The sequence below is a fragment of the Micromonospora sp. CNB394 genome (genome assembly GCF_000374985.1).
GTDB classification, from domain to species: domain Bacteria; phylum Actinomycetota; class Actinomycetes; order Mycobacteriales; family Micromonosporaceae; genus Micromonospora; species Micromonospora marina.
Window position 1 is genome coordinate 1 of sequence record NZ_KB895835.1, and the last position, 21727, is coordinate 21727.

The window sequence follows — 21727 nt, forward strand, 5'->3', positions numbered from 1 at the left end:
GCTAGACGACTGGGTTGATAGGCCGGAAATGTAAGCCCGGTAACGGGTTCAGTTGACCGGTACTAATAGGCCGAGGACTTGACTACCAAGCTGCTACGCGTCCACTGTGCAACTCTGAACAAACTGCCGCCCATGTTGTTGGGTTGGTTGACATGTTCATAGAGTTACGGCGGTCATGGCGGAGGGGAAACGCCCGGTCACATTCCGAACCCGGAAGCTAAGCCCTCCAGCGCCGATGGTACTGCACTCGGGAGGGTGTGGGAGAGTAGGACACCGCCGGACAACCTTTCCATTCAGGGTCACCCCTTCCGGGGTGGCCCTGAATTGCGTTCACCCCCGGAAAACACCACAACGGGCCGCTCCCGTCTCGTACCGTCGAGCCGGGACCGTCGTCGCACGCTCACCCGCCGGCTCGGTGGCGGGAACGTGACGTGTCGTACGCCGGGATCGTGATCGGGTCCGACCGCACGGGGTACAGGAGTGAGCATGGAGATCGGAATCATCGGGTCGGGGCACATCGGGGGCACCCTCACCCGTCGTCTGCGTTCACTCGGTCACGACGTCGCGGTGGCCAACTCCCGCGGGCCGCAGAGCCTCGCCGACCTCGCCGCCGATACCGGCGCCCGGGCGGTGCCGGTGGAGGACGCCGTGCGGGACGCCGAGTTGGTGGTCATCGCGATCCCGCTGAAGGCGGTGCCGCAGCTCCCGGCAGCACTCTTCGACGGCAAGCTGGTGGTCGACGCCAACAACTACTACCCCCAGCGCGACGGTGACATCGCCGAGCTGCTGGACCGCAGCCTCAGCTCCAGCCGGTGGACCGCTGACCACCTCAAGGGCGCGCGGGTGGTCAAGGTCTTCAACAACATCCAGGCCGCGCACCTGATGGACGCGGGTAAGCCGGCGGGTACGGCGGGCCGGATCGCCCTGCCGGTGGCCGGTGACGACGCGGACGCCAAGCGGATCGTGATGGGGCTGGTGGACGAACTGGGCTTCGACCCGGTCGACGCGGGCACCCTGGACGAGAGCTGGCGGCAGCAGCCGGACACGCCCGTCTACGGCACCGACCGGGACGCCGACGGCGTACGCGAAGGACTGGCCGCGGCACGCCCGTGAGCAGTATGGAAAGAGCCCCGCCGGACGTGTCCGGCGGGGCCTTTTCACGTCTCGGGGATCAGTCGTCGCCCGGCTCCGGGGCGCAGATGAAGCGCGGCTCGGCGTCGTAGCGCCAGCTGAACTTCTCCCGCTTGAACACCTTGCCGTCCTTCTTGATAACCCGGTACGCGTCCTGGGCGAACCCGACAGCGCCGGCGGCGGCGATACAGGTCGGCCCCGGCGTCAGGTAGACCGTCTTCGGCTGGGTGATGTCGCGGCGCGGCCCGTACTCGGTCTTCACACTGTCGTAGATCTTGGTGCTCCAGATCGAGACGGTGATCGAGCTGGACGTGTACGACGTGTCGATCAGGACGCCGTACGGCGTGTTGTTGCGGAACTTGAAGTCGAGGTGCGGCCAGTAGATGGTCGACTCGATCACCGCCGGGTAGCGGCTGAAGTAGAACGAGTGCGGCTTGTGCTCGACGTCTTCCAGCCCGGCGTAGTACGAGGCGTTGAACAGCGTGGTGGTGAACTGGGAGACCCCGCCGCCGACACCAGGCACCAGCTTGCCGCCGACGATCGTCGGCGCGTCCTTGTATCCCTGGTCGTAGCCGCGTTCGCCGGTGTGTCCGTTGAGCGAGAACGTCTCGCCCGGCTTCACCAGAGCGCCGTCCACGTCCTTCGCCGCCCGGACGATGTTCTGGCTGCGCGGTGACGAGAGACCGCCGGTGAACCGGGTGGTGAACGTCGACACCCGCTCCTTGATGCCGAGCTTCGCCAGTTCCGCCTCGGTCAGCTCGGGGGCGGCCGGCTTCAGCTCGGCGGTCACCGTACGGCCCTCGGTCTTCGGCAGCACGGCGAGCAACGCCGGGCCGAGCGCGGCGGCGTCGACCTGGCGTCCGGCCTTGCTGGGCAGCACCTTCGGCTTGCCGCCGCTGATGGTCAGCCCGGCGTCCCGCGGCTCGACCTCGAGCTTCGTCAGCTTGTCGCCGAGCGCGGTACGCAGCCGCTTGACGTCGACCTTCGGGGTCAGCGTGCCGGCGTCGTCGGCGGAGAAGCGCAGCGACCGGGCGATGGCGGCGGGCGGGATGGCGACCGAGCCGCCGTCGGTGGTGAGCGTGACCGGTGCGGCCACCGCGGGCCGGGCCAGCTCGGCGACGAGGCGGTCGACCTCCTCGCGGGTGGTGGCCGGCCACTTCTCGACGAGCGGCACGGTGACCGGCTCGGCGGCCAGCCAGCCGGTCTTCACCACGGCGGCGGCGCCATCGGTGTCGATCGTCAGCGCCGGCTTCGGGTAGACCGGCTTCGGTGTGGTCCCGGTCCAGATGATCGCGGGCATGGTCATCTCACGCCCCTGTTCGCCCATCACCTTGCGCAGGGCCGCCCCCAGCCTGGTCTGGTCGACCGTGACCACCGGCTCGACGGTCCGGGAGCCGACGAGCCGGCTCACCGCGTGCGCGTCCGCCTCGGCGGCCGCCGCCACCGTCGCGTCCACGTCGATGGCGAGCCCCACCTCGGACGGCTTCAGCTCGGCCTTGTTCTCACCGACTGTGACCGCGAGCGGGGCGTTCAACGTGTCGGCCCGGCGTTCCAGCTCGGCGCGGAGCGCCTGGGCCGCCTCTGCGCGACTCCGCCCGCCCAGCTCGGCGCCGAGCACCGTGGTGCCGCGGGGCACGTCACCGGCGTACGCGTAGGCGCCCAGGCCGACACCGCCGGCGAGCACGGCCGCGACGATCCCTCCGGCCAGCAGCAGCCGGGCCCGTCGCGAGCGTGTGGGCTTGGCCGCGCCGCCTCCGGGTGGTGTGGCGACCGGCTCCATCTCGACGCCGGGCCAGCTCACCGCCGCCACCTTGATGGTGGGACGGTCGTCGGCAGCCGGCATCTTCTCGCCGTACATCGTCACTGCAACCTCGATCGGAAGTACACGCGGGGACCGCTTCCCCCGCGGGAGACACCTACGGTAGCCAACGCTCGGGCCCGCCGGGAGTGTCCGGTCCGGCGGTCCTGTCGGTTGATCGCCGGTGTCGCACCGATCACCCGTTCCGGGGCGGTGCCGCGGCGGGGATCGTGGCACGGTGAGCTGGTGCGGACACAGGATCGGGTGCCGGCGTACGGCGGCGGATGGCTGGACCGGGCGGCGGCGCGGCGCGCCGACGCGGACTGGCTGGCCGAGCGGCTGACCGACCCGGAGAGCGTCGTGCTGCCGCTGTGGCGCGACCGCTGCCTGGCCGACGGGGACGGCCCGGTCCGGCTCACCGGGGAACAGGCGTCGGCTGTCCGGGCCGCCGCGGGCGAGACCGTCTTCCTCGGGGTCGACCGGAACGCCGCGGTCTTCGCCGTCGACCTCTCCGCGCTGGACGAGCGGGCCGCCGTGGAGGCGGCCGCCGCGACGCGGACGGTCGACCTGCGGGCGCTGGCCGGCCGGCTCGACCCGGCCAATGCGGCCGTCCAGGCGTACGCCCGGGGGTTGCTGCTGTGGCACCGGCAGCAGCGTTACTGCGGCGCGTGCGGCGCGGCGGCGGTGGCCGGCGGTGGCGGACACGTCCGGACCTGCGCCGGCGCGGAGTGCGGGCGGCTGCTGTTCCCCCGGATCGAGCCGGCCGTCATCGTGCTCGTCGAGGCGCCCGGCCCGCCAGGGCGCTGCCTGCTGGCCCGGCACGCGGGCGCGGCCGAGGGGGCCTATTCGACGCTCGCCGGTTTCGTCGAGGTCGGGGAGAGCCTGGAGGACGCGGTCCGCCGGGAACTGGTGGAGGAGGCGGGGGTGACCGTCACCGACGTGACCTACCAGGGGTCGCAGGCGTGGCCGTTCCCCGCGGGCCTGATGGTGGGGTTCCGGGCCGTCGCCACCTCGGAGCAGGTCCGAGTCGACGGGGTGGAGCTGCTGGAGGCGCGCTGGTTCACCCGGTCGGAGCTGCGGGAGCGGATCGCGTCCGGTCGGCCGCTGGGCCGGGTGGACTCGATCGATCACCTGTTGCTGGGCGACTGGCTGGGCGCCGACGCCCCGGCACGGCCATCAGCAGTGTCGTGACGGTGGCCGTCGCGAGGGCCGCGACGACCAGACCGCCGACGGTACGCGGTCGCACGGTCGCGGCGGCCGTGACCAGCGCGCCGGTGCCCAGCCACAGCGGTGCCGCCGCCCACCTGACGCCCCCGGCGAGACGGTCGTTGAGCAGCACGAACGTCACCGCGTAGAGCGCTCCGACGGCGGCGAACAGTGGCGCGTAGCGGCCGAGCGCGGTGTAGTCGGGTCCGCCGACGAGCCGGAAGGCCAGCCCGCCGGCGACCGTCGACGCGCCCACCAGGACCAGACCGCAGGCGCCCGTCACCGCGAGCGCGACGGTGCGGCTGCGGCGGTCCCCGCGGGCCAGGCGCGGCAGGGCGAGGACGGCGGCGACTTGCGGAGCCCACAGCGCGCCCTTGGTCAGGACCGTCCCCACCGAGTACGCTCCGGAGCCCGACGGCGGCAGTAGCTGCCGGGCCAGCAGCAGGTCGGCGTAGGAGACGACGAGCATCGCCAGCGTCGCCCCGCACCCGGCGGTCACCTGGGCGACGGTCAGGCGCGGGGCGGCCGACGGACGCCGTTGCGTACCAGTGAGCCAGGCCAGCGCCGGGGGCGCCAGCGCGGCGGTGAGCGCACCGAGCCCGAGCGCGCCGGTCAGGCCCGCGCCGAGCAGCAGCCCCACGATCACCCCGCCGTAGCGGGCGGCGGCGAGCAGTGCCATCGCGGCGGCGAGCCGCAGGAAGCGCTGACCGCCCTGCAACTCGCCTAGCGAACGCGAGGAGAGCACCACCGAGGCCGTGGTGACCGCCAGCAGCGCGGGTACCACCGCCGGTAGGTCCAGCGCGGCGACCAGCACCGGCGTCGCCGCCAGCAGCGCCCCGGCGCACAGGGCGGCGGTCAGCACGGTGAGCCGCCGGGTGTCGGACGGGCCGTGCCGGGCGTGGTGCACGGCGACCGCCAGTTGCAGGCCGAGCCCCGGCACCCCGACGATGGCCACCAGGCCGAGGGCGGTCGCGAGCGCGCCGAGGTCGTCCGCGTCGAGCTTCCGGGCGGCGAGCACCGGCACCAGGTAGGCGAGGCCGTTCACCAGGACACCGGCGAGCGTGACGGCGACACCGGCCGCTCCCAGCCCGGTCCTCCGGCCGTCCGCCGGGTCCGGCTCCGGCCGGCCCTCGCTCACGTGATCTCCGAGACGCGGGACACCGGCGCGCCGCCGGTGCCCGGCGTGGCGTCCGGTCCCGGCCGCCCGGCCGAGCCCGGCTCGGTCGGCCCCGCCACGCCCGCGTCCCGGTCCGGATCCGGCTCGGCCTCGCCGTCCGGCCCTCGGTCCGCGTCGCGGTCCGTGGCCGTCTCGGCGTCGCGTTCCGGCTCTCGGTCCGGACCCGTGCCTGGACCCGTGCCTGGACGGGCGAGGGCGGCGGGAGCGGCGACCGCCCCGGCGAGGGCGAGGACGCGGGCCGGCTGCCCGTCCGCCTCCGGCGCCCGCGGGCCCGGCACGACCGGGACCGCCGGTCTGATCCGGCGTACGGGCCGCCGACGGGCGGTCGTGGGGAGCCAGAGCGCGCCCAGGGCGGCGACCGTCAGGAGTTGCGGCAGCGCGTCGGTGTGCCGGTCACCCGACTTCAGGTGGACCCATCCGACCAGCGCCACGAGCGCGCCGGGAAGCCACGTCTCGGCGGCCCGGACGATCCGCCGGGGGTCGCCGGTCCAGGGCAGGCGGCGCGGCCCGGGTACGGCGAGCATGAAGCCCGCCGCCACCAGCAGGCCACCGATCAGACCGCTGTGGAGCACGAGCGCGGCGGCGCCGACGGCGAGCAGCGGCAGCGAGCGGACGAGCCGTCGCCGGGCCGCCGGCGCGACGGCGACAGTGCGATCCCCCGCGGGCCGGCGCTCGGGCAGCACCGCGAGCAGGACCACCACCGCCAGTAGGACACCGCCGAGCAGCAGACCCGTCCGGTACGGGGTGTCCGGCGTGAAGCGCAGCACCACGTCCCCGGAGACACCTGCCGGAAGGATCCAGCCCTGCTGCCAGCCGTCCACCACGAGCGGGGTGAGCGTCCTCCCGCCGACGGTCGCCTGCCAGCCGGTGTTTGTGTTCTCCCGGACCGCGAGCACCCGGTCGACGGGGTGCCCGGACACCCGTACCCGCCGCTCGGTGGCAGACCAGGAGCCCACCTCGATGTCCCCGGCGGTGGCCTCCGCGGCGGGCGTCGCGGTCCGTGGCGTCAGCGCGACCCGGGTGGCGGTGGCGAGCGTGCTCGCGGTGGTGACGACGCGGTGCTCGCCGCTGCCCAGGTCGAGCTGCTCAGGCGAGTTCCGGCCGCAGGCGGTGACCGCCATCTCGCGCATCTCCAGCAGGTCGCGCACGGTGCCGGTGAGCGTGGTGGTGATCCGGGACGCGCCGACCTGAAGCGTCGGGCCGGAGCCGCAGGCCAGCTTCAGCGGCGTCTCCGGGCGGGGTGCGACAGTGGTGCCGAGGGGCAGGACAGTCACCTCGCCGACCGCGACGGGAAGCGGCTCGGGCAGCCGCAGGCCGTACGGGTCGGTGCTGGTGGCGGACGGCTTGTCCAGGAACTGGATGGTGATCGAGGCGGTCCGCATCGGCGGGTCGAGCGTGAACACGCCGTCGTTCGTGAGCAGGTTGCTGCGGAACCCGTCGTTGCCGACCACCCGGACGCTGCCGAGCCGGGTGGCCGCGGTCCCCTCCTCGACGGTGAAGCGGATCCGGCTGATGACCTGCGGTTCGAGCCAGGTGAGGCGCAGGATCGGCGCCTCGTCGTCGAACGCCGGTGACCAGCTCGTGGCGGGGTTGCCGTCGAGGACCGCGCCGGGCCGGCCGGCCGGGTCTGGCACTGCCGTCGAGGACGCGGTGACCTGCGGCGCGAGGCGTAACGGCTGGGCCTCGGCGACCAGCTTGTCCAGGGCGGCGTTCAGCTCCGGGCCGGGGGTCGGCCGCGCCCACAGCTTCGCGTCGTACGTCCCGGCCACCGGCAGCGTGAAGGTGCGGTCGATGGTGGAGGCGTCCTCCGAGCCGCGGATCGCGTCGGTGGAGCAGCGCGGCCGGCCGTCGACTGTGAAACAGGCGGGCGTGGTCGGGGCCGCCGACACGACAACGCCGGCCGGCTGGTCGGTGGCGGGGGCGGCGGGCAGTTGGAGGGTCCGGCCGGTCTCGACGCCGGGAATCCTGATCTCGGCGATGCCCACCGACTTGTCGCCGAACGGGCGCAGGTCGAACGCGGCGTCGACGGAGACCTCGACCTTGCGGGTGGCGTGGACGCCCTGCAGTTCGAAGACCATGTGGTCGCCGAACTGTTCGACGGTGCGGCTCTCGTAGCCGGCGGTCACGGTGACGGTGGTGGGCAGGGCGTCGGCTTTGAGGTCGAACCACACCTCGACCCGGACGACCCGGGTCGGGTTCGCCAGGTTCACCTCGATCCACTGCTTGTCGCTGTCCGAGTGCGGCGCCGACCGCCAGGACGTGGCGGTGTCCCCGTCCATCGCGGCGTACGGCTGATGTTCGGGCCGGGCCCCGCCGGTCGCGTCGATCTGCGAGCGGGCGGTCGAGGCGCGGATCCCGCTGATGCCCTCGAAGCGGGCGACCGTCGACCACTCCGGCCCCCAGTCGGGCAGGTAGTCGTGCGCGGGCGCGGACACCGCGAAGGTGTCGTCGGCGGTGAGCGTCTGGGAGGAGTTGTCGCGCAGACGGCCGAACGAGACGGCCCGGCGGCGCATCCCGTCGGTCAGCACCACCCGCCCGGTGCTCTCGCCTGCCTTCACGTCGCCGGCCAGGACCGTGGGCGCGTCGCCGAGCTGGCCCGAGGCGGCCAGGTCGAGCAGCGACTCGGAACCGCCGACGACGGTGGTCACGTCGTCGCGGTCGTAGGCGACCACCGGCTGGACGGCCCGGTCCACCCGGTACACCTCAAGCGCCCGTCCGGGCACGTCGAGACCTTGGTCGCGGAACTCTTCCGGGTCGTCGGAGCCGCCGCGTACCGGGCCGAACGACAGGACGCGGGTCAGGCCGGGCGAGCGTTCCAGCGCCTGCCGCACGACCGCCGGGCGGGCCGTGTCCGAGCGGCCGTGGTCGAGGTCGGCGCGGAACAGGACGTGGCTGATCCCGGAGCGGGCGAGCAGATCGGCCAGGCCGGCCGAGCCGGCGCCGGTGGCGAGCGTCGACTCGATCGCGTCCAGCAGCCGGATCGTGGCGGGCGGGGTGAACGGGATGGCGTTGCGGACCGCCCACCGGCTGTTCAGCAGCGGTTGGGCGATCTCGTCGGTGGTGGCGCCCCAGTCGTACACGGGGAAGCGCGCGCCGGGGACGACGAGCACACGCCCGCGTGCGGTGTTCGTGTCCAGCCAGTCGGTCGCCTCGTGCCAGTAACCGGGCACGTCCTTCACCGCGCCCGGGGTGGCGAGGCCGCCGGCGAGCGCCGGTGAGGCGACGCCTGCGACCGCGACCATCGCCGTGCCGGCGGTCAGCCAGGCCCGGGCCGTGGCGCGGCCGCGGCGCTGCTCGGGCGCGGTCCGGGCGGCCCGTACGGCGAGGCTGACCAGGTGCGCCAGACCGAGCGCCAGCGGCAGACGGAGCAGCACGTCGAACTTGTGCACGTTGCGCAGCGGGGCGCCGATGCCGTCGAGGAACTGCTGCTGCGGCCCGGCGAGGATGTTCGGCAGGTCGCCGGTGTGCCCGAGCCCGACGAGCGCGACGCCGAGCAGCAGACCGGTGATGAGGAACCGCCGGTGCGGCATCCCGCGCCGGGACAGGCCGAGCACCCCGAGCGCGGCCACCGCCAGGGTGGCCACGACGAGCAGCGTGTCGTTGGCCAGCCGCGCGCCGGCCGGGATGGTCGCGCCGAACGGGGAGGCCAGGTACGCGACCCAGTAGGAGGCACCGCGCAGCGTCGTCACCGCGTCGGTGACGCTCGTGGTGTTGCGGGCGGTCTCGATGTAGTCCAGGAAGGGCGGGCTGTACCGCCCGAGGACCAGCAGCGGGATCAGCCACCACGCGGTGGCCAGGGCGACCGCGCCGCACCAGGCCGCGAGGGCGGTGACGCGGCGGCGCAGCGGCCGGAGCGTGGCGAGCCAGAGCAGGGCGAGCGGCACCACGGCGGCGACGGCGGTGGCGTTGACGCCGCCCGCGCAGGCGACGGCGACCGCCGATCCGGCGACCGCGCGGCGCAGCGGGGCGCCCCGGGCGAGTCCGACGAGCGGGATGAGCACCCACGGCGCGACGGCGCTGGGCCAGGACTCCACCGACGACCAGCCGAGCTGGGTCAGGATGCGCGGCGACAGTGCGAACGCGACACCGGCGATCATCCGGCCGGCGGGACTGCCGATGCCGAGCCGGCCCGCCAGCCGCACCACACCGAGGTACGCGACGCAGAACAGCAGCGCCCACCACAACCGCTGGACGATCCACGGCGCGATGCCCAGTTCCGTCCCGAGCAGGAAGAACGGGCCCATCGGCCAGAGATATCCGTACGCCTGGTTCTGGAGCTGGCCGAACGTGCCGGTGGGATCCCAGAGGTGCAGCGAACGCAGCAGCCACCCGGCCGGATTGACGTTGAGGTCGACCTTGGTGTCCGGGACGACCTGCCCGGGGGCCTGCTGGAAGGCGAGGGCGGTGAGCGCGAGGCAGATCGTCAGGTGCCGGAACCGTCGCGCCGTCTGCCGGGCACGGCCGGTCTCCCGGGCGGGGGTGTCCGTCCCCGTCGGCGACGTTGTCGTCCCGTCCGCACGCATTTCGGCTCCTGTCTCCGCCGGCCGTACGCGCACCTGCAGCATGACGCGTGTCGCGCGACGTTATCCGGACCGGACGCGCAGCGGCGACCTGGGGCGCTGCAGGGCTTCATCAGGAGAACGGCCGTCCCCACGGCGTGTAAGCGTGTGGCAGGCTGCCGACCATGTCAATGCCACAAGCAGCGGCCGAGACGCATCCGGCAGCCGTCGGCGCGGAGGACGACGGACCCGGACCGATCGGTCGTTGGATAGCCGCCGACCGGGTCCGCGCGGTCGCGATCGCCCTCATCGTCGTGTCCGTCGCGTCACGCGCCGGGCTGGCCGCCCGTGGCTGGTTCTCGCAGGACGAGTTCGTCATCGCCGCGCAGGTGCTCGACACCCGGCTGGACCCGGACTACCTGCTGGGCACGTTCAACAACCACCTCATGCCGGCCGGGCTGGCGGTCGCGTGGGTGATGGTCCGGCTCGCCGGATTCACCGGCTGGCCGTGGATCCTGCTGCTGGCGGCCGGGCAGGCGGCGGTGGGGATCGCCCTCTACCGGCTGCTTCGTGACCTGCTGCGGCCCGGCTGGGGGCTGTTGGTCCCGCTGAGCCTGTTCCTGTTCAGCCCGCTGACGCTCGAGGTGTCGTCGCTGTGGCTGGTCGGGTTGCTCGTGCTGCCGCCGCAGCTCGCCCTGGTCCTCGCGGTGGCGGCCCACGTCCGGTACGTGCGTACCGGCCGGAGGCGGCATCTCGCACTGGTCGCGTTCTGGGTCGTGTTCGGTCTGCTCTTCGACACCAAGGCGCTGCTGATCGTGCCGCTGCTGTTCCTGCTGACCGCGTTCCTGTTCACCAAGGGCCGCGCGTGGCGCAGCCTGGTGACCACGGTCGTGCGGTTCTGGCCGGCGTGGCTGATGCTCACCGTGCTGTCCGGGGCGTACCTGGCGTACTACCTGACCCGTCCGGCCCGGGGGCTGGACGAGCCCACCTCGGTCGGGCAGGTCTTCTCCTTCCTGAGCGACCTGGTCGGCGACACGATGGTGCCGGGCCTGCTCGGCGGGCCGTGGCGCTGGACGGACGCCGGTGACGGGCCGCCGCTGTCCGACCCGTACGACATCGCCAAGTGGCTGTCCTGGGCGGTGCTCGCGGCGCTGATCGTGGTCACCGTGCGGCGGCGGCCGTCCGCCGGGCGGGCCTGGCTGCTGCTCGCCTGCTACCTCGGCCTGGTCGCCGCGCTGTTCGCGGTGACCAGGCTCGGCGGACCGCTGGGGCCGCTTGTCGGCGTCGTCCCCCGGTACGTCGCGGACGTGGTGCTGGTGGCCGCGATCTGCGTCGGGGTGGCGCTGCTCGGGATGAAGGACAACGACGAGGACGACGTCTCCGCGTGGCCGCTGCCGACGGCCCTGCGGGAGCCGGGCGCCTTCGCCGTCGGCCTGGTCTCGATGATCGTGCTGCTGGCCACCATCGGGGTGGGGACGCTGTGGAGCACCGCGCGGTTCGGCGACAACTGGAGCACCAAGTACGGGCGGGACTACCTGGCCACCACGCAGGCCGAGCTGGCCGCCGCGCCGCCCGGCACCGTCTTCTTCGACACCGTCGTCCCGGACCGGGTCGTCGCCGGGTACTTCTGGCCGGACAACCTCCAGTCCCACTTCTTCCGTCCGGCCGAGCGCCGGCCGACGTTCGTGACGATGAGCGAGAAGCCGTCGACGTTCGACGAGAACGGCCGGATCCGTCCGGTCGTGGTCGAGGGTCGCAAGGTCGCGCCCGGCACCGTGGAGGGCTGCGGGCACCTGGCCGAGGGCGGCCGGACCGCCCGCATCCCGATGGACGGCTACCTGACCGAGTGGCCGTACGTGGTGCACTTCGGCTACGTCAGCTCCGGTGACTCGACAGCGGTGTTCAAGCTCGGCGCGGCGACCCGCGAGATCACGCTCAAGGAAGGGCTCAACGACCTGTTCTTCATGCTGGAGGGCGCCGGGTCCGCGGTCGAGCTGACGATGGACACGCCGGACGTCCGGCTGTGCACCAACCTGGTCACCATCGGCCGGGCGGTGCCGAAGCCGTAATGAGCGGGCGTCCCGCCGAGGCCGGCGGTTCCGCGGTTCGGCGGTGGCGGGAGACGCTGCCGCTGTACCTCGTGGCGGTCGTCGTCACCGCGCTGGTCCTGGCTCCGCTGGCGGCGCCGGGCTACGCGCTGCGGTACGACATGGTGTTCGTCCCCCGGCAGCCGCTGAGCTGGGATCTCGTGGCCCCGGCGCAGAGCCTGCCCCGGGCGGTCCCGATGGACGCGCTGGTGTCGCTGGTGACCCAGCTCGTGCCGGGCTGGGTGGTGCAGCGGGTGGCGCTGGCCGGGGCGGTCCTGTTCGCCGCCGTGGGCGCGGGACGGCTGGTGCCGACGCGGCGGCGTGCGGTGCGACTGGTCGCCGCCGTGGCGTACGCGTGGACGCCGTACCTGGCCGAGCGGCTGCTGATCGGGCAGTGGGGGCTGCTGCTGGCGTACGCCGCGCTGCCCTGGCTGGTGGCCGCGGCGCTGGACCTGCGGGCGGGCCGCGACGGCGCGCCCGCCCGGGTGGTGCTGTTCGCCGCGCCCGCCGCGATCACCCCGACCGGCGGCGTGATCGCGCTGGCGACGGTGCTCGCGCTGGCGGCGGACCGGGCCCGGCTCCGGCTGTCCGTGGTCGCGGTGGGCGGGGTCGCGCTGCTCAACACCCCGTGGATCGTGGCGGCCCTGGTCACCGGCGCGGGTGGCACGTCCGATCCGGCCGGTGTGGCGGCGTTCGCGGCGCGCGCCGAGAACTGGGCCGGACCGCTGGTGGCGCTCGCGGGCACCGGCGGCATCTGGAACGTGCAGGCCACCCCGGCCAGCCGGTCCGCCACCCTGGCCCCGCTGGCGGCGGTGGTGCTCGTGGTCCTGGCCGTGGCCGGCGCGGGGCTGTTGCGGCGCCGGCTGGCGGCGGACGCGGCGGTACGGCTGGGCGTGCTGGCCGGCGGCGCGTACCTGCTGGCCGCCCTCGCCGTGCTGCCCGGCGGGAACGCGGCGCTGAGCTGGGCGGTGGCGCACGTCCCGGGGGCGGGACTGCTCCGCGACGGGCAGAAGTTCCTCGCGCCGTACGCCCTGGTGCTGGTGGTGTGCGCGGCGCTCGGTGCCGAGCGGCTGGTGGCCCGGATCGACCGGGAGGTCGGCGGGATCGTGCTGGCCGGGCTGCTGCTCCTGCCGGTGGCCGCGATGCCGGACCTGGCGTTCGGCGGGGCCGGCCGGATCAGCCCGGTGCGCTACCCGACGGACTGGCAGGCGGTGGCCGAGCGCCTGCCCGAGGATCCGGGTGAGGTCCTCGCCCTGCCGCTGACCACCTACCGGGCCTATCCGTGGAACCCGGGCCGGGTGGTGCTGGACCCGGCCCCCCGCTACCTGCCGGGGACCGTGCTGACCGACGACACGCTCGTGGTCGACGACGTCGCGGTGGCCGGGGAGAATCCGCGCCTGCGTGAGGTGCGCCGGGTGCTGGCCGACGGGCAGCCGGTCTCGGCCACCCGCGTGGGCTGGGTGCTGGTGCAGCACGGTACGCCGAGCACAGTCGACCCGGCCGTCCTGGCCGGTCTCGACCTGCGGTACGAGGGGGAGTCGCTGAGCCTCTACCGGAACCCGGCCGCGTCGGACCCGCCGCAGCGGGCCGGAGCGGGCCGGTGGCTGGTGGTGCTCGCGTGCGGAACTGCCGTTCTGGTGGTCGTCGCTGCCGCCTTTTCGACCCTACGCCGGCGAGCTACTGCGTGGTAACGTCCGCTCGCACGTCTCACCATCGGAGGAATGGCATGCGTAGAGCTTTGACCCTTGTCGTGTCCGGCCTGGTGGCGGCGTTGCTGGGGGTCCTTGCCCTCGGCGGGCTCTCGGCCGCCGCGACCGCCACGGCGGAGGAGGCCGCGACCGAGGCTCGTAGCGCCTCGGAGGCGGCCAAGCGGACCGGGAAGCAGGACCCGTACGCCCCTGAGGTCTACGGCAACAGGTAGGACGGGTCGCCCCGCCGCTGTACCGGGCGGGGCGAGTCCGCGGTCTCCAGCAGGGTCGCGAAGCGTTCCCCCGCCACCGGCCAGGTGAAGTTCGCCGCGTGCCGCCTGGCCTGAGCACCCATCTCCTGACGCATCGCGTCGTCGCGCAGCAGCGTGCGCACCTTCGCCAGGTAGTCGTCGATGTCGTCGGCCAGCAGGCCGGTACGCCCGTCGACCACCGCCTCCGCGACGCCGCCCGCCTCCCGGAACGCCACTGTGGGCGTACCGGCGGCGCCGGCCTCCACGATGGTCAGCCCCCAGCCCTCCTTGAGCGACGGCGTCAGGGCGACCCAGGCCGAGGCGAGCAGCGCGGCCTTCTCCTCCTCCGTCACGAAGCCCCGGAAGTCGACCCGGTCGGTGATGTCCAGCTCGTCGGCGACCTCGCGCAGGTGCGACTCCCACCAGCCCTGCCCGGCGACCACCAGGCGGAGCTGGGGCAGTTCGTCGGCGAGCGCCGCCACCGCGCGCAACGCCACCTCCACCCGCTTGTGCGGCACCAGGCGGTTCAGCGTCACGAGCAGCGGGAACGGGGCGCGCCCGGCGTCGGTACGGGGCAGCTCCGGCGTGCCGTTGTAGACCACCGATACCTGCTCCGGCGGTACGCCGAGGGTGGCGAGTTCGCGCCGGGTCGCCTCGGACACGGTGACGTACCGGCACCGCCGGTAGACGCGTACCGCCAGTGACGACTCGACCCACCAGCCGAACCGGGCGGCCCACTGCGGCAGGACCACCGGCCACTGCTCGCGGTGCACGTGGTGGATCAGCTTGACCACCGGTCGCCGGGCCCAGAGCGGGGAGAGGAACGGCAGGCCGTTGCAGACGTCGACGAGGATGTCCGGCCGGCCGCCCCGGCGGGCGGCGAGCGGGCCGAGGCCGAACGCGCCGGCCAGGTAGCAGAGCGCCGCCCAGAGGTAGACGGTGTGCCGGCCGCCGCGCCGGACGAACCGGATGCCCGCCTCGTCGACCTCGTCGGCGGGAGCATCGCGGTGCGCGGCGCAGAACAGGGTGGCGCGGAATCCGCGTGCAACCAGCTCGCCGGCGATCCGTTCCACGTACACCTCGGAACCGCCGCCCTCGGGGTTGCGAGTGTCTCGCCAGTTGAGGAACAGCACGTGTCCGGGTATGCCGAAGCGACGCTCCACGCGAACCCTACTCTCAAGTAATTTAGCGGTGCGCGTCACATTAAGGGCTGGGACTCGCGCCCGGCAATGCCCCGAGCGGCGGCGTCGAGCCACCGGGCGTCGTCGGATGACGCCCGGTGTTCAGTCGGTCACTGTCAGGCGGGCGCGGCGACGTCCGGCGCGGCGACGTCCGGCGCGGTGGCCGGGGCCGCCGGTGACCCCGCCGCCGGTCCGCGTCCGGCCGGCCGGCGTCGGCGCTGCGTGCCGAGCGTCTGGAGGGGGCGCTCGACGCCGTAGTAGCTGACCGCGGCGTACGCCAGGCCGAAGACCATGGTCAGGGCGAAGATGTCGAGGAACCCGCCGGTGAACAGCGGCCGGTCGTCGAGCAGGTAGATCAGCTCGATGACCAGCGGGTGCCACAGGAACAGCCCGTACGACACCAGGCCCATCCAGCGCGCCGAACCGCTGCTGAAGACCTCCTTCGCCCGGGTCCGGCCGCCGAACGCCACCGGGATCGTGATCAGGGCGGCGATCACGAGGTAGAGCGTCAGCTTGGTGCCGAACTCGACAGCGGTCGGGCCGGTCAGGTCGCGCGGGCCGGCGATCGGCGTCGTCGCGATCGCCATCACCGCGAGCGCGGCACCCCAGCAGGCGAGCGGCGCCGAGGCGAGGTCGTCGAGCACACGGAAGGCGGCCGGCGCGGTGCCGGTACGCAGGGCCACGTGCGCCGCGGCCAGCGCCATGCCGGCACCGAACCAGGCGGCGTACGAGGGGAACCACATCGTGTGCAGCGCATTGTCGAGCCAGCCCGCGCCCATCATGGCGACCCATGCGAGGGTCAGCAGCGCCCCGGAGGAGGCGAGCAGCACGGTGCGGACGGGACGCCAGGTGCGGCCCACGGCGAGCACGGCGAGCAGCGGCAGGAGCAGGTAGAAGACCACCTCGGTGGCTAGGCTCCAGGTCTGGCTGAGCCCGTAGCGGAGCTGGCCCGGTCCGTAGATCTGGGTGAACGTGAGGTGGCGCAGCCAGTCACCGGCCGACACCGGGTGGTTGCCGGGCAGGACGACGAAGCAGACCACCACCGCCAGCCAGTACGCGGGCACGATCCGCAGCGCGCGGCGCCAGAAGTACCGCTCGGTGCGGGGCCGCGGGCGCCCGGTGGCGACAGCGAGCGCCCACGGCCGGAACAGCAGGAACCCGGAGAGCACGAAGAAGATCGCGACGCCCACGTCCAGGCGCGCCAGCCAGCCGCCCCACGTGGTGTTCATGGTGACGGCGGTCTGGAAGCCGACGTGGTGACCGACGACCGCCACCGCTCCGATCGCTCGCAGCGCGTCGAGGGCGGGAAGACGGCCCGTTACCGATGGCTCCGGGATTGTTGGCGTGGTGGCTGTGGACATCTGGACATCCAGGGGGTCGCTTTTGCAGGTGACTGGGGAGTAACCTCCCGCCAATGCTAAGGATCGGGTGCCCCGGACGACAGACCGTAGGGCGGCAGGTTACAGGAGGATGAGTGAAGCTTCGCGTGGGCGCCGCGCTCTTCGGGCTCGGTGTCTTGTTGCTGGTCTTCGCGGCCGGGCTGCCGTTCTACGTGGCCCCCGCCGTGACCAAGCTGCCCTATGACCTGGAACCAACGACGTCCGTCGCCGAGGCGAAGGGCGCGAAGTTCCTACAGATCAAGTCCGAAGCCGGCGGAGTCAGCATCGACGTGCCGCAGGCCGATCTCGTGTCCAGCATCGAGGTCATCCCGCAGCCGGAGGACACCAAGGACCGCTTGCCCAAGGAGCTGACGGGCGACGGGGTCATCTGGAACGTCTTCCAGACGGTCAAGCGTAGCGACAACCAGGATGTGATCAGCCAGTACAGCACCGAGCTGGCGCTGTACCGGATCTCCGGCGCGGCGGCGCCGTGGGACGAGCAGTGGCTCAACGAGTCCGGCGCGCAGCAGACCCCGGTCGGCAACGTGCGTTACTCCGGCCAGATCTACAAGTTCCCGTTCGGCACCGGCAAGCGTGACTACCAGGTGTTCGACCGCGACCTGAAGAAGACGGCCCCGGCGCGGTTCACCGGCACCGAGAAGATCAAGGGCGTCGAGACGTACCGCTTCGAGCAGCGGATCGAGAACGAGCCGCTGAACACGCCCGAGGACAGCATCAAGACGCTGCTGGGCAAGTTCGCGCCCGGCGCGACCACCGGCCAGATCGTCTACAGCAACACCCGTACGCTCTGGGTCGACCCGGTGACCGGCGCCTACATCAAGGTTCGCGAGCAGCAGTACAAGGAGCTGCGCCCGGACACCGGCGCCCCCACCGTGCTGCTGGACGCGGACTTCAACTACAACGACGACACGATCAGCCGCAGCATCGAGACGGTGCAGGACAACCGTTTCAAGATCGGCCTGATCAGTGTCTGGGGCCCGATCATCGCCGGTGTGCTCGGCCTGATCGCCCTGATCGCGGGCGTGTGGCTGGTGACCCGGCCCAAGGGTGACGGCAGCGCCCGGCACCGGGCGGACGCGCCGAGCTCCGACCCGACGCCCACCCGCGTCGACCAGGAGCCCGTGGGCGGCCCGCTCGACGACGAGATCCCGCCGGCGTCGACGAACTGGCGGTCGGACGACGTGCCGGCCCAGCGTTCGGGTGCCGGTGAGGTGGAGCGCCGCTGACCGGTACGCCGGAAGCACGACGGAGGGGTGGATCGCGCTGCGGTCCACCCCTCCGTCGTGGAGATCTCCCATGCGGGCGAACGTACTTTACATCCGTTACTCGATTGTAACGGCGAGATGTCCGATGGCTTCCGTCGCGCTACTCGATCGTCGCGGCGATCACCACCGTCTACTCCCTGATCGGGCTCGACCTCGGCGGCTTCTTCCCCGGCCTGCTGCTCGGCATCGTCCTCGTGGCGGGACGCCCCGCCGGCACCCGGCACCGGCTCAGAGCCGGGCCAGCGCCCTGCGCAGCGGGTCCAGCCCCAGCGAACCCAGGTCGAGCGCCTGGCGGTGGAACTCCTTGAGGTCGAAGTCGGCGCCCTTGCGGGCCTTCGCGTCCTCCCGGGCCTGCAACCAGATCCGCTCGCCCACCTTGTACGACGGCGCCTGCCCCGGCCAGCCCAGGTAGCGGTTCAGCTCGAAACGCAGGTTCTCGTCCGGCACCCGGCAGTGCGCCCGCATGAACTCCCAGCCCAGCTCCGGCGTCCACCGCTCACCCGGGTGGAAGCCGAACGGGTTGTCCTTCGGGATCTCCAGCTCCAGGTGCATGCCGATGTCCACGACGACCCGGGCCGCGCGCAGCGCCTGCCCGTCGAGCATGCCGAGCCGGTCACCGGGGTCGTCGAGGTAGCCCAGCTCGTCCATCAGCCGCTCCGAGTAGAGCGCCCAGCCCTCGCCGTGCCCGGAGACCCAGCACAGCAGCCGCTGCCAGCGGTTGAGCAGGTCGGCCCGGACGGCGGTCTGGGCGACCTGGAGGTGGTGACCCGGCACGCCCTCGTGGTAGACGGTGGTCACCTCGCGCCAGGTGGAGAAGTCGGTGATGCCCTGCGGCACCGCCCACCACATCCGTCCCGGCCGGGAGAAGTCCTCGCTCGGGCCGGTGTAGTAGATCGCGCCGTCGCTCGTCGGCGCGAGGCAGCACTCGATCCGGCGTACCTGCTCGGGGATGTCGAAGTGGGTGCCGTTCAGCTCGGTGACCGCCTTGTCGGCGAGCGCCTGCATCCAGTCCCGGAACGCCTCCTTGCCGCGTACCGTCCGCGCCGGGTCGGCGTCGAGGGCCCGTACCGCGTCGTCGATCGAGGCGCCGCGCCCGGCGATCCGCGCGGCCACCGCCCGCATCTCGGCCTCCAGCCGGGCCAGCTCGGCGAAACCCCAGGCGTACGTCTCGTCCAGATCGACCTTCGCGCCGAGGAAGTACTGCGAGGCCAGTTCGTAGCGCTCCCGCCCGGCGGCCTGCTTCTCCCGGCCCGCCGGCGCCAGCTCGGTGCGCAGGAACTGCCCGAACTCGGCGGTGGCGGCGGTCGCGGCGGCGGCGCCCTTGCGCAGCTCCGCGCCGAGCGCGCCGTCGGCGTCGATCCGCTCGACCAGCCCGTGGAAGAAGTTGTCGCCGTCCGGGTCGACCCACACGTCGCACTGCTTGGCGACCTCGACGAGCTGCACCCGCGAGCTGACCCGTCCGGCGGCGGCGGCCCCGCGCAGCGTGCGCTTGTAGCCGTCCAGCGCGGACGCGAAGCGGTTGAGCCGGGCGGCCACGTTCGCCCGGGCTTCCTCGCTGTCGGTCGGCATGAGGTCGAAGACCATCCGGATCTCGTGCAGCCCACTGGAGATCACGTTGACCTCGCTGCCGGTCTCGCCCGCGTCGTAGCGGGCCAGCTCCAGGCCGAGGCGCTCCTGCATGGCCTCCTGGGCGGTCCGCTCCGACTCGGTCTCCGGCTCGGTCACGTCGAGTTCGCCGAGCGTGCGGCGGGCGAGTTCGGCGCGGGCCGCGTAACCCTCGGGCGACAGGTCGTCGAGCTGGTCGTCGTAGCCGGCGATGCCGACGTAGGTGGCGCCGGTCGGGCTCAGCGGGGCCCACTCGGCCACGTACCGGTTGGCGAGGTCATCGATTCGTCCCACGAGGCGAACCCTACGTGACCCCGCATCCGGAATACCGCGCGACTTCGTCGTACCCCTGGGGCAGAGTGTCAGGGGTGACCGTCGAGATCACTCCTGACCGGGCCCCGGTGCGCAGTTGGCTGCCCGGGTTCGTCGCACTCGCCGCCATCTGGGGTTCCAGCTTCCTGTTCATCAAGGTCGGCGTGGCCGAGCTGCACCCGGTGCACCTCACTCTCTACCGGGTGGCCACCGGCGCGCTGACGCTGCTCGTGGTGCTGGCGGTGCTGCGCGACCGGCTGCCCCGCGACCCGCGGGTGTGGGCGCACATGTTCGTGGTGGCCGCGTTCGGCGTCGCGGTGCCGTTCACGCTGTTCGGCTACGGCGAGCAGCGGGTCGAGTCGATGCTCGCCGGCATCTGGAACGCCACCACGCCGCTGATCGTGCTGCCCCTGGCGGTGCTGGTGTTCCGCACCGAGCGGCTGACCGCCCGGCGCGCGGTCGGGCTGGGGCTGGGCTTCGTCGGCGTGCTCGTGGTGCTCGGCGTCTGGGAGGGCGTGGGCGGCGCCCACTTCGTCGGCCAGCTCATGTGCTTCGGTGCGGCGGCCTGCTACGGGCTGGCGATTCCGTACCAGAAGAAGTTCGTGGCGGGCAGCGCGTACTCCGGTCTGTCGCTGTCGGCGGCCCAGCTGCTGGTGGCGACCGCGCAGCTCGCGATCGTCGCGCCGTTCGTCGGCACGCCGCCGTCGCCGGCCGGCCTCTCCCCGCGCGTGGCGGCGAGCGTGCTGGCGCTCGGCGCGCTCGGCACCGGGCTCGCCTTCGTGATCAACATGCGCAACATCCGGTTGGCCGGGGCGAGCACGGCCTCCACGGTGACGTACCTGATCCCGGTGTTCGCGGTGCTCGTCGGCGCGGTGGTGCTCGGCGAGCGGATGAACTGGCACCAGCCGGTGGGCGCGTTCGTGGTGCTCGTCGGCGTCGCGGTCGCCCAGGGCCTGTTCGGGCGGCGCCGCCCACGCCCCGAGGTGATCGCGCCCGGCGTCCGCACGGCCGCACCGGCCACCCGGGGCTGACCGTCAGCGACGGCCGGCCGTCCACTTCACCAGGCGGTCGGCCGTCCAGGTGTTCACCACCCGCTTCGCCGGTACGCCGCACAGCGCCGCCCGCTCGCAGCCGAAACGCTGCCAGTCGAGCTGTCCCGGCGCGTGCGCGTCGGTGTCGATCGCGAACCGGCACCCGGCCTCCAGCGCGAGGCGGATCAGCCGCTTCGGCGGGTCCTGCCGCTCCGGCCGGGAGTTGATCTCGACGGCCACGTCGTGCTCGGCGCAGGCCGCGAAGACGGCGTCCGCGTCGAACTCGCTCTCCTTGCGGGTACGCGCCCGTTGCCCCCGGTCACCCGGCCCGGTCACCCCGGCGGGCCGGGAGGAGACCATCCGCCCGGTGCAGTGCCCGAGGATGTCCAGGTGCGGGTTCGCGATGGCGGTCAGCATACGGCGGGTCATCCTCGCCCGGTCGTCGTTCAGGCCGCTGTGCACCGAGCCGACCACCACGTCCAGGCGGGCCAGCAGGTCCTCGTCCTGGTCGAGCGAGCCGTCGGCGAGGATGTCGACCTCGATGCCGGTGAGGAGGCGGAAGCCCTTCGGCAGCGCCTCGTTGACGGCTGCGACGTGGTCGAGCTGCTTGCGCAGCCGCTCCGCGGTCAGGCCCCGGGCGACCTTCAGCCGTGGCGAGTGGTCGGTGAGCACCAGGTACTCGTGGCCCAGCTCGACCGCCGCCAGCGCCATCTCCTCGATCGGTGAGCCGCCGTCGGACCAGTCCGAGTGGGTGTGGCAGTCGCCGCGCAGCGCGTCCCGCAGCTTCGCCGCAGCCTCGTCCAGGTCGGTGCCCTCGGTGGCCAGCAGCCGGCGCAGGTAGACCGGTTCCTCGCCGGCCAGCGACTCGGCCACGCAGCGGGCGGTGACGTCACCGACACCGGACAACTCGGTCAGCTTGCCGGTGCGGGCCCGCTCGGCGATTTCGGCCGCGGGCAGCGCGCCGAGCGTCTTCGCCGCCGACCGGAACGCCCGGACCCGGTACGTGGCCTCGTTCGCCCGTTCCAGCAGGAACGCGATCCGGCGCAGGTCGGCGAGGGGATCCCGAGCACTCATGTCCTCCGAACCTACGCGCTTA

General features: G+C 73.1%; 13 protein-coding genes, 2 rRNA genes and 1 pseudogene. 9 read left to right on the top strand and 7 right to left on the bottom strand.

The window, feature by feature from the left end; genetic code table 11:
- From C569_RS0114550 to C569_RS0114560, 3 genes are all read left to right on the top strand, one after another.
- Positions 1–86: ribosomal RNA gene (locus tag C569_RS0114550) — 23S ribosomal RNA — on the top strand; the annotation flags it as partial.
- A gap of 79 nt (positions 87–165) precedes the next feature.
- Positions 166–282: ribosomal RNA gene (gene rrf, locus C569_RS0114555) — 5S ribosomal RNA — on the top strand.
- Between the two features lie 204 nt (positions 283–486).
- Positions 487–1113: an NADPH-dependent F420 reductase gene (locus tag C569_RS0114560; RefSeq protein ID WP_018786513.1), complete on the top strand. Its 627-nt coding sequence runs from the start codon at positions 487–489 to the stop codon at positions 1111–1113.
- Positions 1114–1171: 58 nt separating this feature from the next.
- On the opposite strand, the gene C569_RS0114565 is transcribed toward C569_RS0114560, so the two are convergent.
- The gene (locus C569_RS0114565; protein WP_018786514.1) at positions 1172–2989 is read right to left on the bottom strand and encodes a VanW family protein; all 1818 of its coding nucleotides are present in this window, start codon (positions 2987–2989) and stop codon (positions 1172–1174) included.
- A gap of 186 nt (positions 2990–3175) precedes the next feature.
- Here C569_RS0114565 and nudC point away from each other — a divergent pair, with 186 nt between their 5' ends.
- Positions 3176–4120: an NAD(+) diphosphatase gene (nudC, locus tag C569_RS32365; RefSeq protein WP_081635956.1), complete on the top strand. Its 945-nt coding sequence runs from the start codon at positions 3176–3178 to the stop codon at positions 4118–4120.
- Here nudC and C569_RS34290 read toward each other — a convergent pair.
- Both C569_RS34290 and C569_RS0114580 read right to left on the bottom strand, forming a co-directional pair.
- Positions 4023–5273 (bottom strand): annotated as a pseudogene (locus C569_RS34290) (polysaccharide biosynthesis protein); the annotation flags it as partial. The gene nudC and the pseudogene C569_RS34290 overlap by 98 nt on opposite strands.
- Positions 5270–9835, bottom strand: coding sequence for an alpha-(1->3)-arabinofuranosyltransferase (locus tag C569_RS0114580; protein WP_026268155.1), 4566 nt, complete (start codon positions 9833–9835; stop codon positions 5270–5272). The pseudogene C569_RS34290 and the gene C569_RS0114580, both read right to left, overlap by 4 nt.
- 161 nt (positions 9836–9996) lie before the next feature.
- Between C569_RS0114580 and C569_RS0114585 the strand changes: the two genes are divergently transcribed.
- From C569_RS0114585 to C569_RS0114595, 3 genes are read left to right on the top strand one after another with little or no spacing between them, the layout of a single operon-like run.
- Positions 9997–11880: a hypothetical protein gene (locus C569_RS0114585; RefSeq protein ID WP_036345895.1), complete on the top strand. Its 1884-nt coding sequence runs from the start codon at positions 9997–9999 to the stop codon at positions 11878–11880.
- Complete coding sequence (locus tag C569_RS0114590; protein WP_018786519.1) at positions 11880–13589, top strand: hypothetical protein; 1710 nt, start codon at positions 11880–11882, stop codon at positions 13587–13589. The genes C569_RS0114585 and C569_RS0114590 overlap by 1 nt, the downstream gene beginning before the upstream one ends.
- A 35-nt stretch (positions 13590–13624) precedes the next feature.
- Positions 13625–13819: a hypothetical protein gene (locus C569_RS0114595; protein WP_026268157.1), complete on the top strand. Its 195-nt coding sequence runs from the start codon at positions 13625–13627 to the stop codon at positions 13817–13819.
- On the opposite strand, the gene C569_RS0114600 is transcribed toward C569_RS0114595, so the two are convergent.
- Together C569_RS0114600 and C569_RS0114605 are read right to left on the bottom strand one after the other, a co-directional pair.
- Entirely contained in the window at positions 13804–15000 is a 1197-nt protein-coding gene (locus tag C569_RS0114600; RefSeq protein ID WP_026268158.1) for a glycosyltransferase family 4 protein, read from the bottom strand. The two genes, C569_RS0114595 and C569_RS0114600, sit on opposite strands and share 16 nt — an antisense overlap.
- A 134-nt stretch (positions 15001–15134) precedes the next feature.
- The gene (locus tag C569_RS0114605) at positions 15135–16379 is read right to left on the bottom strand and encodes an acyltransferase (protein ID WP_026268159.1); all 1245 of its coding nucleotides are present in this window, start codon (positions 16377–16379) and stop codon (positions 15135–15137) included.
- Between the two features lie 113 nt (positions 16380–16492).
- Between C569_RS0114605 and C569_RS0114610 the strand changes: the two genes are divergently transcribed.
- Entirely contained in the window at positions 16493–17644 is a 1152-nt protein-coding gene (locus C569_RS0114610) for a DUF3068 domain-containing protein (protein ID WP_026268160.1), read from the top strand.
- A gap of 267 nt (positions 17645–17911) precedes the next feature.
- Here C569_RS0114610 and C569_RS0114615 read toward each other — a convergent pair whose 3' ends face one another.
- Entirely contained in the window at positions 17912–19582 is a 1671-nt protein-coding gene (locus tag C569_RS0114615; protein ID WP_018786524.1) for a DUF885 domain-containing protein, read from the bottom strand.
- A 74-nt stretch (positions 19583–19656) separates the two neighbouring features.
- On the opposite strand from C569_RS0114615, the gene C569_RS0114620 reads away from it, so the two are divergent.
- On the top strand, positions 19657–20631 hold the full coding sequence (locus C569_RS0114620; protein ID WP_018786525.1) for an EamA family transporter: 975 nt from the start codon (positions 19657–19659) through the stop codon (positions 20629–20631).
- A 3-nt stretch (positions 20632–20634) separates the two neighbouring features.
- On the opposite strand, the gene C569_RS0114625 is transcribed toward C569_RS0114620, so the two are convergent.
- Positions 20635–21705, bottom strand: coding sequence for a PHP domain-containing protein (locus C569_RS0114625; RefSeq protein ID WP_018786526.1), 1071 nt, complete (start codon positions 21703–21705; stop codon positions 20635–20637).
- Positions 21706–21727: the final 22 nt, after the last annotated feature.

Coding starts and splice junctions, on each gene's coding strand:
- C569_RS0114560 (WP_018786513.1), top strand. CDS start 487: ATGGAGATCGGAATCATCGGGTCGGGGCACATCGGGGGCACCCTCACC.
- C569_RS0114565 (WP_018786514.1), bottom strand. CDS start 2,989: ATGTACGGCGAGAAGATGCCGGCTGCCGACGACCGTCCCACCATCAAG.
- C569_RS0114580 (WP_026268155.1), bottom strand. CDS start 9,835: ATGCGTGCGGACGGGACGACAACGTCGCCGACGGGGACGGACACCCCC.
- C569_RS0114585 (WP_036345895.1), top strand. CDS start 9,997: ATGTCAATGCCACAAGCAGCGGCCGAGACGCATCCGGCAGCCGTCGGC.
- C569_RS0114590 (WP_018786519.1), top strand. CDS start 11,880: ATGAGCGGGCGTCCCGCCGAGGCCGGCGGTTCCGCGGTTCGGCGGTGG.
- C569_RS0114595 (WP_026268157.1), top strand. CDS start 13,625: ATGCGTAGAGCTTTGACCCTTGTCGTGTCCGGCCTGGTGGCGGCGTTG.
- C569_RS0114605 (WP_026268159.1), bottom strand. CDS start 16,379: ATGTCCACAGCCACCACGCCAACAATCCCGGAGCCATCGGTAACGGGC.
- C569_RS0114625 (WP_018786526.1), bottom strand. CDS start 21,705: ATGAGTGCTCGGGATCCCCTCGCCGACCTGCGCCGGATCGCGTTCCTG.